Below are 16,794 nucleotides of genomic sequence, written 5' to 3' on the forward strand. Positions count from 1 at the left end.
TGCTGTAAACGCTATCACGAGCCCCAGCGACACAGAACCTGAATGGGTAAGGGTGGTGTGCACGCACTGTGGAGATTCCGTTCAGGCACCGCATGCTGGAATCCGCTCAAGAACGTTGCGGATCGTCCGCAGGGAGCCGGTTATGAAAAGTACCACCACCACTGCTTTGGTCGCCGCTGGCGCGCTGCTCGTCGGCGGCATCGCCACCGCCGCCTTCATGAAGAGTGGCTCGTCCGCCCCCGATCCGGTGACGGCGACGCAGACCCGGCCCACCCTGGACACCACCCCGCTGGCCGACGACGGGTCGCGCACCGATGCGGTCGCGGTCCAGGACAAGGCGGGCAAGCTGGAATACGCCGATATCGTCAAGGTCGATCCGCTGACCAGGAAGGAAAAGGCCTACGCCACCGTGATCGGTACCGAGCCGGTGCGCGAAACCTCCACCACCCAGACCCCGCATGAAGTCTGCCAGGACGTGGTCGTGCAGGAGCGTCTGCCCGAGCGCGACGGCAACGTCGGCGGCACCGTCGCCGGTGCGGTCATCGGTGGCCTGCTCGGCAACCAGGTCGGCGGCGGCAATGGTCGCAAGGCCGCCACCGCGGCAGGCGCCGTGGCCGGTGGCCTGATCGGCAACACGGTCGACAAGCGTCACGTCGGTGGCCGCGTGGTCAACCGTACCGAGCGCCAGTGCCATACCGAAACGGCGACCTCCGAGTCGACCAAGGTCACCGGCTACAACGTGACCTACCGCAACGAAGACGGCACCACCGGCACCATGCGCATGGCCAGCAAGCCGGGCAACCGCATTCCGATGGGCACCAGCAACGCGGTCACCGGCTACAACGTGACCTACCGCTACGATGGCGCCGAAAAGACCGTGAAGATGGACAACAAGCCGAGCAGCGATCGCCTGCCGGTGATCGATGGCCAGCTGGTCACCCAGACCGCGGCACTGGATTCGAACAAGCAGTAATGTTTCGCGCCGCGTGATGGGGCGAGCAACAGGCCGGCCTAGTCCGGCCTGTTGCGTTTTGCTGCCGCCGCCAGCCCAACGGGCAGGCCCGATCAATGACATCCATTGGCCTGGGCGAGCCGCGTCTGCCAAGATCGATGCCGGCACATCAACAGGCATCGGCATGAGCATTTTCGACCTGCAGCTGGAAACCGAACGGCTGATCCTGCGCCCGCCGCGCGCGGAAGACTTCGACGCATTCCTGCGGTTCTGTACCGACCCGGAGGTCATGCAGCACCTCGGTGGCGTACAGGCGCCTTCGCAGGCCTGGCGAAGCTTCAGTTGCCTGGCCGGCAGCTGGCATCTGTATGGCTTCTCGATGTTTTCGGTGATCGAAAAGAGCAGCGGCGACTGGGTCGGTCGGATGGGGCCGTGGCAGCCGCTGGACTGGCCGGGCACTGAAGTCGGCTGGAGCATCCGGCGCGAAAGCTGGGGCAGCGGTTATGCACCGGAAGCGGCCGTTGCCAGCATCGACTGGGCGTTTGCCACACTGGGCTGGGACGAGGTGATCCACACCATCGATGCGGCCAACGAAAATTCCAAGGTCGTCGCGCGCAAGCTCGGCAGCACGTTGCTGCGCATGGGCGAACTCCCTCCACCGCACGGCGGCAAGCCCATTGAAATCTGGGGCCAGTCGCGCGAGCAATGGCGGGCGCGCCGCGCCGGCTGATGGCCATGCTGCACCCGCGCTTGGCAAGCGGCGCGGGTTGCGGCCAGACTTCCGGCGTGGTCGCTTTGGCCGCGCGTCACGGAGGCTGATGGATGTTTGCCGTGGTTCCCGATCCGATTCCCGCCCGCATGAAAGCCCTCAACCGGGCCGAGATCTGCGACGCCAACTTCATCGACTTCGTGCAGCAGTGGCAGGGCGATCCGACCCCGCGGCCTGCGCCTGACGCGCCGATCCTGCCGGGCAGCACGCTGGATGCGCAGGGCTTCGATGCGCTGTTCGAGTCGCAGCTGATCAGCCGCCACCTGGACCTGATGGCGCGCGTACTGCGCGTGCAGAACAAGGTTTTCTACACCATCGGCTCGTCCGGCCACGAGGGCAACGCGCTGGTGGCGCGGCTGGCGCGGCACACCGATCCGGCGTTCCTGCATTACCGTTCCGGCGCGTTCATGGCCGAGCGCTTCCGCCAGTTGCCGGACATGGATCCCGTGCTGGATGCGGCCCTGTCATTTGCCGCCAGTTGCGATGACCCGGCCAGTGGCGGGCGGCACAAGGTGTGGGGCAGCAAGCCGCTGTGGGTGTTGCCGCAAACCTCCACCATCGCCTCGCACCTGCCCAAGGCGTTGGGCACGGCCATGGCCATCGAGAGCGGGCGGCGCATCGGGCACACGTTGCCCATCCCCGACGACAGCGTGGTGATCTGCTCCTTCGGCGATGCCTCTTCCAACCACGCCACCGCGCAGACCGCCTTCAATACCGCCGCCTGGGCGGCTTACCAGCGGCTGCCGGCGCCGGTGCTGTTCGTCTGCGAAGACAACGGCATCGGCATCTCGGTGAAAACCCCGGACGGCTGGATCGCGCAGAACTTCAGCCACCGTCCGGGCCTGGACTACTTCTTTGCCGATGGCCTGGACCTGGCCAGCGGCCATGCACAGGTGCAACGCGCGCTGGAGCACTGCCGGCGCACGCGGCGGCCGACCTTCCTGCACCTGCGCACCACGCGGCTGATGGGCCATGCCGGCACCGATTTCGAAATCGAGTGGCGGCCGTTGCCGGAACTGTGCGCGGCCGAAGCCGCCGATCCGCTGCTGCGCTCGGCGCAGATCGCGCTGGAAACGGGGTGGATGGATCGTCAAACGCTGCTGCAGCGCTACGAGGCGATGCGCGCGCGCTGCTTTGCCGCTGCCGCCGAGGCCGACCGACGTCCCAAGCTGGAAGGCCTGGCGCAGATCGTGGCCCCGCTGGCGCCGTACTCGCCGGCGGCGGTGCAGGCCGAGGCCGGCCGGGTGGCCGCAGCCGACGCGCGCCTGGCGGCCTTCGGCAGCGAGGCGCAGCTGCCCGAGCGGCAACCGCCGCGGCACCTGGCGATCCAGATCAACCAGGGTCTGCACGAACTGATGGCCAAGTACCCGTCCACGCTGCTGTTCGGCGAGGACGTGGCGCAGAAGGGCGGGGTGTATACGGTCAGCAAGGGCCTGCTCAAGGCATTCGGTCCGCGCCGGGTGTTCAACACGCTGCTGGACGAAACCATGATCCTGGGCATGGCCCAGGGCCTGGCCAACCTGGGCATGCTGCCGATCCCGGAGATCCAGTACCTGGCCTACCTGCACAACGCGGCCGACCAACTGCGTGGCGAGGCCTGTTCGCTGCAGTTCTTCTCCAACGACCAGTACCGCAACCCGATGCTGGTGCGCATTGCCGGGCTGGGCTACCAGAAGGGCTTCGGGGGCCACTTCCACAACGACAATTCCATTGCCGCGCTGCGCGATATCCCCGGGTTGGTGGTCGGGTGCCCGTCGCGGGGCGACGACGCGGCGATGATGCTGCGCACGCTGGCTGCACTGGCCCGGGTCGATGGACGGGTGTCGGTGTTCCTGGAGCCGATCGCGCTGTACATGACCAAGGATCTGCACGACCCGGGCGACGGCCAGTGGCTGTTCGCCTACCCATCGCCGGAGCAGACGATGTTGCCGGGGGAGGGGCGGGTATATGCGCCGGAGGCCAGCGACCTGGTGGTCTTCACCTATGGCAACGGCGTACCGATGAGCCTGCGCGCGGCGCGCACCATCCAGGCCGAGCTGGGCTGGCAGGTGCGGGTGGTGGACCTGCGCTGGCTGGTGCCGCTCAATGCCGGTTTCATCGCCGAACAGGCGGCCGACGCCCAGCGTGTGCTGGTGGTCGATGAGGGCCGGCACAGCGCCGGGGTGGGCGAGGGCGTCATCACCGCGTTGGTCGAAGCAGGCCTGGGCCACCTGCCGTTGCAGCGGGTCAGCGGTGCCGATACCTATACGCCGCTGGCGGGGGCAGCAATGTGCGTGCTTCCAAGCGACAATGCGCTGGTAAGCGCCGCCCGGGTACTGGCGCAGGATCTCTGACGCATGTGTGGATTGGCAGGAATGCTGCTGCCGGCTCCGGTAGCGGAGCAGGCAGCACTGGAAGAGCTGGCGCGACGCATGGGCGACGCGCTGATCCATCGTGGCCCGGACGACAGCGGGGTGTGGGCCGATGCCGGGCGCGGCATCGCGCTGGCGCATCGGCGGCTGAGCATCCTGGACCTGTCGCCGCTGGGCCACCAGCCGATGGCGTCCGACGACGGGCGCTACGTGCTTGCCTACAACGGCGAGGTCTACAACTTCGCCACGCTGCGTGCCGAGCTGGAGGCCTTGGGGCACCACTTCCGCGGGCACTCCGACACCGAGGTGCTGCTGGCCGCGTTCGTGGCGTGGGGGCTGGATGAAACCCTGCAGCGTGCGAACGGCATGTTCGCCATCGCGCTCTGGGACCACGCCGAGCAGTGTCTTTGGCTGGCCCGCGACCGGGTCGGCAAGAAGCCGCTGTATTACGGCTGGGCCGGCGATGCGCTGGTGTTCGGATCGGAGTTGAAGGCGCTGTGGCAGCACCCGGCCTTCGACAACGACGTCGACCGCGACGCGCTGACCCTGCTGCTGCGGCTGGACTACATTCCCGCCCCGCACTGCATCCATGCGCGCTGCTTCAAGCTGATGCCGGGGCGGGTGCTGCGCCTGGACGCGGCCACCGTTGCCGCCGGTGCCGCCGCACACCGGCCGGACCAGCAGCAGGTGCCGTTCTGGAATGCGCGCGAGCGCATGCAGCAGGCGCTGGCGTTGCCGTTCATCGGCAGCGACGACGATGCCGAGGCGCAGCTGGACGGCCTGCTGCGTGACGCGGTGGGGCTGCGGATGGTGGCCGACGTGCCGGTCGGCGTATTCCTCTCCGGCGGCACCGATTCATCGGTGGTGGCCGCGCTGATGCAGTCGCAGTCGTCCACGCCGATCCACAGTTTCAGCATCGGGTTCCAGGATTCGGATCACGACGAGGCGCCGCTGGCCAAGGCGCTGGCGCAACACCTGGGCACCGATCACACCGAGCTGTATGTCAGCGGCGCCGACGCGCTGGCGGTGGTGCCACAGTTGCCCGCGATGTTCGACGAGCCCTTTGCCGATGCCTCGCAGGTGCCCACCGCGCTGGTGGCCAGGCTGGCGCGCGGGTCGGTCACCGTGGCGCTGTCGGGCGACGGCGGCGATGAGCTGTTCTTCGGCTACAGCCGCTACCAGCGTGCGCTGCGCAACTGGGCGATGCTCGGCAAAGTGCCGGCACCGCTGCGGCGCTGGATGGCGGCCCATTCGCAGACCCAGGGTGAGGCCTCGCGCACCGGCGGCCTGGCCGCGCTGCTGGCCGAGACTGGCGCGCGCGGCATCGGCGATGTGTACCGCAACCGCATCTCGCGCTGGCGCGACCCGGTCGCGGCGGTGAAGGGGGCCACCGGGGCCGGCAGCTTCTACGACCTGGCCGACCCGCTGCACGGCGCCGGCTCGCCGGCCGACGCGATGATGCTGGCCGACTTCAACACCTATCTCCCCGATGACCTGCTGTGCAAGGTCGACCGCACCAGCATGGCGGTCAGCCTGGAGGCGCGCGCGCCGTTGCTGGACTGGCGGGTGGCCGAGTTCGCCTGGTCGCTGCCGCTGTCGATGAAGCACCGAGACGGGGTCAGCAAATACCTGCTTAAGCGCGTGCTGGGCCGTTATGTGCCGCAGGACATGGTGCACCGCCCCAAGCGCGGCTTCGGGGCGCCGGTCAGCGCGTGGCTCAAGGGCGACCTGCGCGGCTGGGCCGACGAACTGCTCGATCCGGCGCGGCTGGCCGCGGAGGGTGTGTTCAACGTGGAGGCGGTGGCGCCGCTGTGGCAGCAGTTCAAGCAGGGCGAGCGCAAATGGCACACGCACCTGTGGAACGTGCTGATGTTCCAGGCCTGGCAGGCGCACTGGCGCGAGGTGCGCGCGGGCGTCGAGCGCGGTTGAGAGTGCGCAGCCACCCATGGGGTGGCGCTACCGTGCGGGGTGCTGGAGGGCAGGGCCACGCCATTCGTGGCTGACGTGCCGATGATCTGTGGTGCAAAGGCAGCCACCCATGGGGTGGCGCTACCTTGCGGGGTGCTGGAGGGTAGAGCCACGCCATGCGTGGCTGACGTGCCGATGATGTGTGGTGGAAAGGCAGCCACCCATGGGGTGGCTCCACCCTGCGCGGTGTGGGCGCCTGGCCGGGCCCCCTTCACCGTCGCCGAAGGTGCGCCCGCCTAGGCTCGGGGTTTCCCCCAAACGGAGACATCCCCATGGCCGAAGTGAAGATCGCGGTACTGGTCGGCAGCCTGCGCAAGGGCTCGCACAACAAGGCGCTGGCCCATGCGCTGGAGAAACTGGCGGCCGGCAAAGCGCGTTTTGAGTACGTGGAGATCGGCGACCTGCCGCTCTACAACCAGGATTTCGACAAGGACTACCCCGCCCAGGGCGTGCGCCTGAAAAAGCAGATCCGTGACGCCGACGCGCTGCTGTTCATCACCCCCGAGTACAACCGCTCGATCCCCGGCGTGCTCAAGAACGCCATCGACCTGGGCTCGCGTCCCTACGGCGACAGCGCGTTCGCCGGCAAGCCGGCGGCGGTGGCCGGGGCCTCGATCGGGGTGATCGGCACCGCGCTGGCCCAGCAGCACCTGCGCAATGTGCTGGCCTACCTCGACGTGCCGGTGCTCGGCCAGCCGGAGGTGTTCCTGCACTTCAAGGATGGCCTGATCGACGAGGCGGGCAACATCGGCAACGAGGCCACGAAGACGTTCCTGCAGGGCTTCGTGGACAAGTTCCTGGCCTGGATCGCCACCCACGGCGGTCAGCATTGAGCCGGGCGCTTCTGCGATAATGGTGGCACGGCGGGCGCCGCAACGGCGCCTGTCGCACGAAATGCGACGGCTGCGGCCGATGCTGCCGGCAACTGCCGGTATACCCAGCTCATCCACCGCTTATCCACAGGGTTGTGCATGGCTGTGGCGGTCGCTCCGTGCCTACCATGCCCCATGCTCCGCACTGCAGGAAGTACGCCTCGATATGTCCGCCCGCTCTGGCTTCCGTTCCGACCGCAAAGACCGCGGTGACCGTTTCGACCGCGATGAATCGCGGATCGACCAGCTGCGCGTGCCCCCGCATTCGATCGAGGCCGAGCAGGCGGTGCTGGGCGGACTGATGCTCGCCCCGGAAAGCTACGACCGCATCAACGATCAGCTGACCGAGACAGATTTCTACCGTCGCGACCACCAGATGATCTACCGTGCGATCCGCGAGCTGTCCGAGCGCGATCGTCCGTTCGATGCGGTGACCTTGGGCGAGTGGTTCGAATCGCAGGGGCGGATGGAGCTGGTCGGCGATGGCGCCTACCTGATCGAACTGGCCAGCACCACGCCGTCGGCGGCCAACATTGCCGCCTACGCCGAGATCGTGCGCGACAAGGCGGTGCTGCGCCAGCTGATCCAGGTCGGCACCGACATCGTCAACGACGGCTTCCAGCCCGAAGGCCGCGAAAGCAGCGAGCTGCTGTCGGCGGCGGAAAAGTCGGTGTTCGCGATCGCCGAACAGGGCGCCCGCGGCCGCACCGATTTCGTGGCGATGCCCGGCGCGTTGAAGGACGCCTTCGAAGAGCTGCGCAACCGCTTCGAGAACGGCGGCAACATCACCGGCCTGCCGACCGGCTACGCGGATTTCGACGCGATGACCTCCGGCCTGCAGCCGACCGACCTGATCATCCTGGCTGCGCGTCCGGCGATGGGCAAGACCACCTTTGCCCTGAACATCGCCGAGTACGCGGCGATCAAGTCCAAGAAGGGCGTGGCGGTGTTTTCGATGGAAATGTCCGCCTCGCAGCTGGCGATGCGTCTGATTTCCTCCAACGGCCGCATCAACGCCCAGCGGCTGCGTACCGGCCAGCTGGAAGATGAGGACTGGAGCCGGGTCACCGGCGCCATCCGCATGCTGAAGGAAACCAAGATCTTCATCGACGACACGCCGGGCGTGTCGCCAGAAATCCTGCGCTCCAAGTGCCGTCGCCTCAAGCGCGAGCACGACCTGGGCCTGATCGTGATCGACTACCTGCAGCTGATGAGCGTGCCGGGCAACAGCGAAAACCGCGCGACCGAAATCTCGGAGATCTCGCGTTCGTTGAAGGGCCTGGCCAAGGAACTCAACGTGCCGGTGATCGCGCTGTCCCAGCTCAACCGCTCGCTGGAAACGCGTACGGACAAGCGCCCGGTGATGGCCGACCTTCGCGAATCCGGCGCTATCGAGCAGGACGCGGACATGATCGTGTTCATCTACCGCGACGATTACTACAACAAGGAAAACTCGCCGGACAAGGGCTTGGCCGAGATCATCATCGGCAAGCACCGAGGCGGCCCGACCGGCGCGTGCAAGCTCAAGTTCTTCGGTGAATACACGCGCTTCGACAACCTGTCGCACGACTCGGTGGGGTCGTTCGAGTGACGCTGCAGGTGTGAGGCTGCAGGTGTGACGCTGCGGGTGTGACGGTGGTGGCGGCCGTGGGTTGGCAATCCGGTGAATCCGGTGAGTCCGTTTAATCCGGTGAGTCCGGTGAGTCCGTTTAATCCAGTGAGTCCGGTGAATCCGGTGAATCCGAACCGGGTAGGTGCCGACCGTTGGTCGGTACGCTTCGGCACCGGTCCCGGAGCAGGGTAGAGCCGAGCCATGCTCTGCTGCTCTTCCGGCAGCGCTCCGGGTGCGTCAGCCGAGCATGGCTCGGCTCTACCTCCCGCCTATGGCCGGCCGAGCATGGCTCGGCTCTACCTCCGCCTCTGGCCAGCCGAGCATGGCTCGGCTCTACCTCTCGGCTATGGTCAGCCGAGCATGGCTCGGCTCTACCTCTCGGCCCCATTCGCGCGCTGCCGGTGATTTTCACCCGATTCCCTGTTCTTCATCCGCGTATTTCCGCGTCCGTCGGCGCTGGTCGGTGTTCGTCGCGTGCGCCTTGCGGGCCCATCGGCGCGGTCGCAGTGTAGAACCGTGGGCAATGACGCCCGGTGCGGTGGAGACCGACGATGAAGACCCTGTTGGCGCTTGGCGTGTGGTGCCTGCTGTTCGTGCTGTGCTGGCCGCTGGCAATCCTGGCTTTGGTGGCATGGCCGTTCATCTGGTTGGTGAGCCTTCCGTTGCGTCTGGTCGGGATTACCTTCACGGCACTGTTCGCGTTCCTGCGCGCGCTCCTTCTGCTGCCGGCGCGGTTGCTGGGCGGTGGCCCGGTGGCCGCATGAATCGCGTGGATCGCATGAATCGCATGTGCGCAGGTCTGATCGCGCTGTCGCTGGCCGCACCGGCGCTTGCCGCTGACCCGCCCACGGCCTGGGTGGAGCGGCAGAAGGCCAGCGAGGCAGATGCTGATCTAACGCCCACCAAGGACGCCCCCAAGGAACATTGCCGGGTGGTGAAGGAATGGAAGGTGGGCGAGGTGGTCGCGCAGCACCGCATCTGCGAGGATCCGCCGAAGGCGCCGGCCGTGGCGGCGCCGGAGAAGAACGCCAAGCGCGCCTGATGGCCGTTGTGGCGGCGGTGCCAGTATGCCGGCCGCGACCGGCAGCGGTCGCCGTTGGCCGGCTCCACATTTGCCGGGAAGAGCGGCCGACCCGTTATCGGTAGTGCCGGCCGCTGGCCGGCTCCACGCGGGCCCAACAGAAAGAGCTGCCCGGCGCCACCGTTATCGGTATGCCGGCCTCCGGCCGTAACCGGTAGTGCCGGCCGCTGGCCGGCTCCACGCGGGCCCAACAGAAAGAGCTGCCGGCGCCACCGTTATCGGTATGCCGGCCGCCGGCCGTGACAGGTAGTGCCGGCCGCTGGCCGGCTCCACGCGGGCCCAACAGAAAGAGCTGCCTGGCGCCACCGTTATCGGTATGCCGGCCTCCGGCCGTAACCGGTAGTGCCGGCCGCTGGCCGGCTCCACATAGGCCCAACAGAAAGCGCAGCCGGCAACGGCCGGCCCTACCAGGGACGCGGATGCGCCCACAAAAAACCCCGCCGCAGCGGGGTTTTTCGTTACGCCATCTACAGGGCTCAGTTGGCCTTGTGGATCGCGCGCTTGTTCACGGCCATCGCCGCATCGTGCACCGCTTCGGACAGCGACGGGTGGGCGTGGCAGATGCGCGCCAGGTCGTCCGAGGAGCCGTTGAACTCCATGGTCAGCACGCCTTCATGGACCAGTTCGGACACGTTGGCGCCGACCAGGTGCATGCCCAGCACGCGGTCGGTTTCAGCGTGCGCCAGCACCTTGACGAAGCCGGCCGGCTCGATCATGGCCACGGCACGGCCGTTGGCGGCGAACGGGAAGCTGCCGGCCTTGTACGGGATACCCTCGGCCTTCAGCTGCTGCTCGGTCTTGCCGACCCAGGCCAGCTCCGGCTCGGTGTAGATGACCCACGGAATGGTGTCGAGGTTGACGTGGCCCGGCAGGCCCGCGATCAGCTCGGCCACGGCGATGCCTTCCTCGAAGCCCTTGTGCGCGAGCATCGGGCCGCGCACGCAGTCACCGACCGCCCAGACGCCATCGACGCCGGTGTGGCAGTGCGCGTCCACTTCGATCTGGCCGCGCTCGTTGATCTTGACGCCGGTGCCTTCGGCCAGCAGGCCCTTGGTGGCGGCGCGACGGCCAACGGCCACCAGCAGCTTGTCCACAGTCAGGGTCTTCTCGCCCTCGGCATCGGCGTAGGTCAGGGCGACTTCCTTCTTCTTGCCCTTGCCGGTCACTTCGGCCTTGGAGACCTTGGCGCCCAGACGGATATCCAGGCCCTGCTTCTTGAATTCCTTGGCGGCCGCCTTGGCCACTTCGGTATCGGCAGCAGCCAGGAACTCCGGCAGCGCCTCCAGGATGGTCACTTCCGAACCCAGGCGCTTCCACACGCTGCCCAGTTCCAGGCCGATCACGCCGGCGCCGATCACGGCCAGGCGCGCGGGGACTTCAGTGAAGTCCAGGCCGCCGACGTTGTCGACGATGGTGTCGCCGTCGAACTTGGCGAACGGCAGTTCGATCGAGTCCGAACCGGCGGCGATGATCACGTTGGTGCCCTTGAGCTCGACGATGGAGCCGTCGTGCTGGGTGACCTTGACCACGTTGCCCGGCTGCAGCTCACCGAAGCCGTAATAGGCGGCGACCTTGTTGGCCTTGAACAGCATGCCGATGCCGCCGGTGAACTGCTTGACGATCTTGTCCTTGCGGCCAACCATCGCCTCGACGTCCATCTTGGCGTCCTTGAAGGTGATGCCGTGGTCGCCAAAGATGTGGCCCATGTTCCAGAACTGGCGCGAAGAATCCAGCAGCGCCTTGGACGGGATGCAGCCCACGCGCAGGCAGGTACCACCCAGGGCCGGCTTGCCGTCCTTGCCCAGGGCCGCGTCGATGCAGGCGGTCTTCAGGCCCAGCTGCGCGGCGCGGATGGCGGCGTGATAGCCGGCCGGACCGGCACCGATGACGACGACGTCGAATTGTTCAGCCATTGAAATAGTCCTTGTTGCATTCCCGAGCTTCGCTTGAAGCCGGTGGCGAGCAGGCGCCGGGGAGAGAGCAGGGCAGTGCGGTGCATTGCCGTAAAACCAGAACCCCTCCGCGCAGGCGCGGAGGGGCGGGAGGCCTTACAGGCCGAACAGCATGCGGCCCGGGTTTTCCAACTGGTTCTTGATGTCCACCAGGAACTGGACCGAGTCCTTGCCGTCGATGATGCGGTGATCGTAGGACAGCGCCAGGTACATCATCGGCGCGATCACGACCTGGCCGTTCTGGGCGATCGGACGCTCCTTGATGGCGTGCATGCCCAGGATGGCGCTCTGCGGCGGGTTGATGATCGGGGTCGACAGCAGCGAGCCGAAGGTGCCGCCGTTGGTCACGGTGAAGGTGCCGCCCTGCAGTTCTTCCAGGCTCAGCTTGCCGTCACGGGCCTTCTTGGCGTAGTCGGCGATGGTCTTCTCGATGTCGGCAAAGGACATGCGCTCGACGTTGCGCAGCACCGGGGTCACCAGACCCTTGTCGGTCGACACGGCGATCGAGATATCCGAGTAGCCGTGATAGATGACGTCATCGCCGTCGATCGAGGCATTGACCAGCGGGAAGCGCTGCAGCGCATTGGCGGCGGCCTTCACGAAGAAGCTCATGAAGCCCAGCTTGATGCCATGGGCCTTGACGAACTCGTCCTGCAGATCCTTGCGCGCGGCCGAGACCTTGGACAGGTCGACCTCGTTGAAGGTGGTCAGCATGGCCGTGCTGTTCTTGGACTGCATCAGGCGCTCGGCGATGCGCTTGCGGATGCGGGTCATCGGCACGCGTTCTTCCGGACGTGCGCCACCGGCCTTGCCGGCGCCGCCGTTGCGGGCGAAGTTGACGATGTCTTCCTTGGTCACCGCACCGTGACGGCCGGTGCCGGATACGTCGGCCGGGTTCACGCCTTCGGTGATGGYCGAGAAGCGGGCGCCCGGGGGCAGGGCGTCGGCAGCCGACTTGGTGGCCGGTGCCGGCGCCGCAGCAGCGGCCGGGGCAGCGGGTGCCGGTGCGGCAGCGGCCGGAGCGGCGTCAGCCTTCTTCTCTTCGGCGGCCGGCGCAGCAGCGGCGGTGGCGCCTTCTTCGATGATGGCCACGACCTGGCTGGAGGTCACGGTGGCGCCGACCTCGAACTTGATCTCCTTCAGCACGCCATCGACGGGCGACGGCACTTCCAGGACGACCTTGTCGGTTTCYAGATCAAGCAGGTTTTCATCGCGCTTGACGGCATCGCCGACCTTCTTGTGCCAGGTGGCGATGGTGCCGTCGGCGACGGATTCGGGCAGTACCGGGGCTTTGACTTCGGTGGCCATGCGGGAGCTTCCTGGTTTGTCTTTTCTAGAATGAGGAGGGAGTTATTCAGCGACCGAGTCGTTGAACGGGTTGACCAGGGCATCGGCGATCAGCTTCTGCTGTTCGATGATGTGGTCAGCCATGTGTCCAGCGGCCGGCGATGCCGAACGGGCGCGACCTGCGTAATGGATGCTCTGGCCATCGGCCAGGCACGCCTGCAGGTGGTGACGGATCTGGTACCAGGCACCCTGGTTCTGCGGTTCTTCCTGACACCACACCACATCGGCCGCCTTGCCGTACTTCTTCAGCTCCGCTGCCAGTGCCACGCGCGGGAACGGATACAGCTGTTCGACACGGATGATGGCGACATCGTCCTGGCCACGCTTGGTCTGGTCTTCGAGCAGGTCGTAGTAGACCTTGCCCGAGCACAGCACCACGCGCTTGACCTTCTTGCTCTCTGCCTTGGCATCGCCGATCAGGTGCTGGAACTCGCCGTTGGCCAGCTCTTCCAGGGTCGACACGGCCAGCTTGTGGCGCAGCAGCGACTTGGGCGACATCACGATCAGCGGCTTGCGGGTGGTCATGCGCATCTGGCGACGCAGCATGTGGTATGCCTGCGCCGGGGTCGACGGCACGCACACCAGCATGTTCTCCAGCGCACACAGCTGCAGGAAACGCTCCAGACGCGCGGAGCTGTGCTCCGGGCCCTGGCCTTCGTAACCATGCGGCAGCAGCAGGGTCAGGCCGGTGATGCGGCCCCACTTGGCTTCGCCGGCCGCGATGAACTGATCGATCACGACCTGGGCGCCGTTGGCAAAATCGCCGAACTGGCCTTCCCAGATGCACAGGGTGTTCGGATCGGTGGTGGAGAAGCCGTACTCATAGGCCATCACCGCTTCTTCGCTGAGCAGCGAATCGATGATGGTGGCCTGTTCCGGCGACTCGACCAGCTGGCGCAGCGGCAGGTAGTAGTTGTCGGTCTTCTGGTCGTGCAGGATCGCGTGGCGGTGGGTGAACGTACCGCGGCCGACGTCCTGGCCGACCAGACGCAGGCTGTTGCCTTCGTCCAGCACGGTGGCGTAGGCCAGATTCTCGGCAAAGCCCCAGTCGCCCGGGATCTCGCCGGCGGCCATCTTGCGACGGTCGTCGTAGACCTTGGCCACGCGCGAGTGCAGCTCCACGCCCTCGGGCACGGTGTTGATCAGCTGTGCCAGCTGCTTGACCTTCTCCATGCCCACGGCGGTGGACACCGCGTCGGAGAGCTTGCCGTTGAGCAGCTTGGGCCAGTCGACGTACATCTTGCTGGTGGCCGGGGTCTTTTCGACCGCCGCCAGCTCGGTGGTGACTTCGCCGGCATCGAGCTTGTTGCGGTAGGCATCGACCAGCGCCCTGCCACCGTCGGCCGGAATGACGCCTGCGGCTTCCAGCTGGGCGGCATACAGCTCGCGGGTGGTCTGGTGCTTGCGGATCACCTGGTACATCAGCGGCTGGGTGATCGCCGGTTCGTCGGCCTCGTTGTGGCCCCAACGGCGGTAGCACATCAGATCGATGACCACGTCCTTGGCGAACTTCTGGCGGAACTCGAAGGCCAGCTTGGCGGCGAACACGACCGCTTCGGGATCATCGCCGTTCACGTGCAGCACCGGCGCGGCGATCATCTTGGCCACATCGGTGGCATAGCGCGTGGAGCGCGTATCCAGCGGGTTGGAGGTGGTGAAACCGACCTGGTTGTTGACCACGATGTGCACCGTGCCACCGACGGCGAAGCCGCGGGCCTGGGACATCTGGAACAGCTCCATCACCACGCCCTGGCCGGAGAAGGCCGCGTCGCCGTGGATCAGGATCGGCATCACCTGCTTGCGTTCGGTATCGCCACGACGTTCCTGGCGCGAGCGCACGCTACCGGCCACGACCGGGTCGGCAATTTCAAGGTGCGAGGGGTTGAATGCCAGCGCCAGGTGGACCGCGCCACCCGGGGTGGCGATGTCGGCCGAGAAGCCCATGTGGTACTTCACGTCGCCGGCCGAGGCGTGGTCGTCGTGTTCGAACTTGCCTTCGAACTCGTCGAACAGCTTGCGCGGGCTCTTGCCCAGCGTATTGACCAGCACGTTCAGGCGGCCACGGTGGGCCATGCCGACGACCACGTCCTTGACGCCATCCTTGCCGGCGTCACGGATGATGGTGTCCATCATCGGGATCAGCGAGTCGCCGCCTTCCAGCGAGAAGCGCTTCTGGCCCACGTACTTGGTGTGCAGGTAGCGCTCCAGGCCTTCGGCCGCGGTCAGCCGCTCCAGGGTGCGACGCTGCGTGTCGGCATCCAGGCTGTAGTTGCCGCCGGTGGTCTCCAGGCGCTGATAAAGCCACTGGCGCTGCTCGACCTCGGAGATGTGCATGAATTCCGCACCGATGGAGCCGGTGTAGGTTTTCTTCAGGCGATCGAGGAGATCGCGCAGCTTCATGCGCGGCTGGCCGGCGATGCCGCCAGTGCTGAACTCGCTGCCCAGGTCGCTCTCGGACAGGCTGTGGAACGGCAGCCCCAGGTCCGGCGGGTTGGTCGGCGGGGTCAGGCCCAGCGGGTCCAGACGGGCACCGAGGTGGCCGCGCGAACGATAGGCGGTGATCAGACGGCCGACATTGCGCTCGCGCTCGTCGCCGGCACCGGTGGCCGTACCGCTGTTGACAGCGTTTTTGGCAGCGTCGGTGATGTGGGCGATGACGGCCGAGTGCGGAATGTCACCGGCTTCGCGGCCCTTGAAGCCGTCGAAGTAGGTCTTCCATTTGGGATCGACACTGTCCGGAGAAACGAGGTACTGCTCGTACAGATCCTCGATATAGGAGGCGTTGCCGCCGGCGAGCTGCGAAGACTGCGCAAACTGCTTCAGTAGATTGTCCACGATGGAGGGTCGGATTCGCTTGTGGGGTAAGGCTTCGATGATCCGGCAGGGAAAAGTGAATAGCCCTGCGCGGGCGGTATCTAACTCCCCAAATTGTACCCCCATCGAGACAGGAAGGGGCACCGCGGCGGTCCCGGGTGGACTGCGGTGTCATTCCCAGACAGGTTCGAGCCTGTGGCGTGAGCTACAGACCGATGGCGCGCAATTCGCTGCATTCACGCGAACGTTCCCATACGCGCTGCAAACCGTCCTGCAACGGTCGCGAACGTGCTGGCAGCGCGAGGGCGGCTTCACCGTCGTAACGGTGCCCACCCAGACGAAAGTAGTAGTCGCCGGCATCGTTGAGCAGACAGGCCGAGGCCAAGGCGCGGTCGATCGGGTCGTTGACCTGACGGACCCGGAAGACGCTGGGCAGGCGTTGCAGCAGCCCGGGCAGCGGTGAGCCGGACTGGGCGATGGCCGGGGCGTCGTGAACGATCAGCCAGGCCTGTTTGTCATGGCGGGCGGTGCCGAAGCGGCGCAGGGCCTCCAGCACCGGCGGGGCGTCGAGCAGGCCGGGGTCGAGCTGGCGGCTGTGAATCCACAGCTGGCGGCGGGCACGGTGGACCAGGGCGGTGGTGATCGCCACCGCCTCATCAAAGGCGGTGATGTTGACCGCCCCGTCCAGCACGCGGCGCATGTGCTGGTGGGCGATACCGGCCTCTTCGAACACGTCGCCCTCGGGCAGGAAGCCTTGGCGGGTATAGAACACGCGGGCCGGCAACTGGGCGTGCAGGCTCACCTCCCGCCAGCCGCGGGCGCGGGCGGCCTCGACCAGGGCCAGCAGCATCGCCTCACCGACCCCATGGCCGCGCCTGTTGGCCAGCACGGCCATGCGACCGATACGGCCGTCCGGGGTGAGCCGGCCGGCGCCGATCGGCTCGCCCTGGGCAGTGCTGGCCAGCACGTGCACGCTCAGCGGGTCGAGCGCATCGATCTCCAGTTCGGCCGGCACCCGCTGTTCGTCCACGAACACGCGGTGCCGGACTCCGTGCAGCGCGTCGCGCTGCGCGGGA

The 16,794-nt window shown here is 66.9% G+C and carries 12 protein-coding genes; 8 read left to right on the top strand and 4 right to left on the bottom strand.

The window, feature by feature from the left end; translation table 11 throughout:
• Nucleotides 1–142: 142 nt before the first annotated feature.
• The 8 genes from AC1DR7_RS15610 to AC1DR7_RS15645 all read left to right on the top strand — a co-directional run bounded on the left by AC1DR7_RS15610 (nt 143) and on the right by AC1DR7_RS15645 (nt 9,566).
• A complete protein-coding gene (locus AC1DR7_RS15610) occupies nt 143–973 on the top strand; it encodes a glycine zipper 2TM domain-containing protein (protein WP_457320691.1) in 831 nt (276 codons plus the stop codon).
• A gap of 163 nt (nt 974–1,136) precedes the next feature.
• On the top strand, nt 1,137–1,682 hold the full coding sequence (locus AC1DR7_RS15615) for a GNAT family N-acetyltransferase (RefSeq protein WP_457320688.1): 546 nt from the start codon (nt 1,137–1,139) through the stop codon (nt 1,680–1,682).
• A gap of 92 nt (nt 1,683–1,774) precedes the next feature.
• A complete protein-coding gene (locus tag AC1DR7_RS15620; protein ID WP_478052856.1) occupies nt 1,775–4,054 on the top strand; it encodes a thiamine pyrophosphate-dependent enzyme in 2,280 nt (759 codons plus the stop codon).
• A gap of 3 nt (nt 4,055–4,057) precedes the next feature.
• Nucleotides 4,058–6,001: an asparagine synthase (glutamine-hydrolyzing) gene (gene asnB / locus AC1DR7_RS15625; RefSeq protein WP_478052022.1), complete on the top strand. Its 1,944-nt coding sequence runs from the start codon at nt 4,058–4,060 to the stop codon at nt 5,999–6,001.
• Between the two features lie 311 nt (nt 6,002–6,312).
• Nucleotides 6,313–6,873, top strand: coding sequence for an NADPH-dependent FMN reductase (locus AC1DR7_RS15630; protein ID WP_457319834.1), 561 nt, complete (start codon nt 6,313–6,315; stop codon nt 6,871–6,873).
• A gap of 205 nt (nt 6,874–7,078) precedes the next feature.
• Nucleotides 7,079–8,503 carry a replicative DNA helicase gene (locus tag AC1DR7_RS15635; protein ID WP_256775545.1) on the top strand — a complete coding sequence of 475 codons (1,425 nt, stop codon included), beginning with the start codon at nt 7,079–7,081 and terminating at the stop codon, nt 8,501–8,503.
• A 572-nt stretch (nt 8,504–9,075) separates the two neighbouring features.
• Nucleotides 9,076–9,288 (top strand): hypothetical protein, encoded by a 213-nt coding sequence (locus AC1DR7_RS15640; RefSeq protein ID WP_457321514.1) that lies wholly within the window; start codon nt 9,076–9,078, stop codon nt 9,286–9,288.
• A gap of 14 nt (nt 9,289–9,302) precedes the next feature.
• Nucleotides 9,303–9,566 carry a hypothetical protein gene (locus AC1DR7_RS15645; RefSeq protein ID WP_478054427.1) on the top strand — a complete coding sequence of 88 codons (264 nt, stop codon included), beginning with the start codon at nt 9,303–9,305 and terminating at the stop codon, nt 9,564–9,566.
• Between the two features lie 515 nt (nt 9,567–10,081).
• Here AC1DR7_RS15645 and lpdA read toward each other — a convergent pair.
• From lpdA to AC1DR7_RS15665, 4 genes are all read right to left on the bottom strand, one after another.
• Nucleotides 10,082–11,518: a dihydrolipoyl dehydrogenase gene (gene lpdA, locus AC1DR7_RS15650; RefSeq protein ID WP_256775543.1), complete on the bottom strand. Its 1,437-nt coding sequence runs from the start codon at nt 11,516–11,518 to the stop codon at nt 10,082–10,084.
• Between the two features lie 135 nt (nt 11,519–11,653).
• On the bottom strand, nt 11,654–12,865 hold the full coding sequence (gene sucB, locus AC1DR7_RS15655) for a dihydrolipoyllysine-residue succinyltransferase (RefSeq protein ID WP_478076549.1): 1,212 nt from the start codon (nt 12,863–12,865) through the stop codon (nt 11,654–11,656).
• Nucleotides 12,866–12,907: 42 nt separating this feature from the next.
• Nucleotides 12,908–15,739, bottom strand: coding sequence for a 2-oxoglutarate dehydrogenase E1 component (locus AC1DR7_RS15660; RefSeq protein WP_478051901.1), 2,832 nt, complete (start codon nt 15,737–15,739; stop codon nt 12,908–12,910).
• A gap of 184 nt (nt 15,740–15,923) precedes the next feature.
• Nucleotides 15,924–16,775 (bottom strand): GNAT family N-acetyltransferase, encoded by an 852-nt coding sequence (locus AC1DR7_RS15665; RefSeq protein ID WP_478076550.1) that lies wholly within the window; start codon nt 16,773–16,775, stop codon nt 15,924–15,926.
• Between the last annotated feature and the right edge of the window lie 19 nt (nt 16,776–16,794).

The organism is Stenotrophomonas sp. P5_A9 (genome assembly GCF_056400525.1).

Bases quoted from the DNA above. Each gene is read 5' to 3' on its own strand.
- AC1DR7_RS15610 (WP_457320691.1), top strand. From the start codon at position 143: ATGAAAAGTACCACCACCACTGCTTTGGTCGCCGCTGGCGCGCTGCTC.
- AC1DR7_RS15615 (WP_457320688.1), top strand. From the start codon at position 1,137: ATGAGCATTTTCGACCTGCAGCTGGAAACCGAACGGCTGATCCTGCGC.
- AC1DR7_RS15620 (WP_478052856.1), top strand. From the start codon at position 1,775: ATGTTTGCCGTGGTTCCCGATCCGATTCCCGCCCGCATGAAAGCCCTC.
- asnB (WP_478052022.1), top strand. From the start codon at position 4,058: ATGTGTGGATTGGCAGGAATGCTGCTGCCGGCTCCGGTAGCGGAGCAG.
- AC1DR7_RS15630 (WP_457319834.1), top strand. From the start codon at position 6,313: ATGGCCGAAGTGAAGATCGCGGTACTGGTCGGCAGCCTGCGCAAGGGC.
- AC1DR7_RS15635 (WP_256775545.1), top strand. From the start codon at position 7,079: ATGTCCGCCCGCTCTGGCTTCCGTTCCGACCGCAAAGACCGCGGTGAC.
- AC1DR7_RS15640 (WP_457321514.1), top strand. From the start codon at position 9,076: ATGAAGACCCTGTTGGCGCTTGGCGTGTGGTGCCTGCTGTTCGTGCTG.
- AC1DR7_RS15645 (WP_478054427.1), top strand. From the start codon at position 9,303: ATGAATCGCATGTGCGCAGGTCTGATCGCGCTGTCGCTGGCCGCACCG.
- lpdA (WP_256775543.1), bottom strand. From the start codon at position 11,518: ATGGCTGAACAATTCGACGTCGTCGTCATCGGTGCCGGTCCGGCCGGC.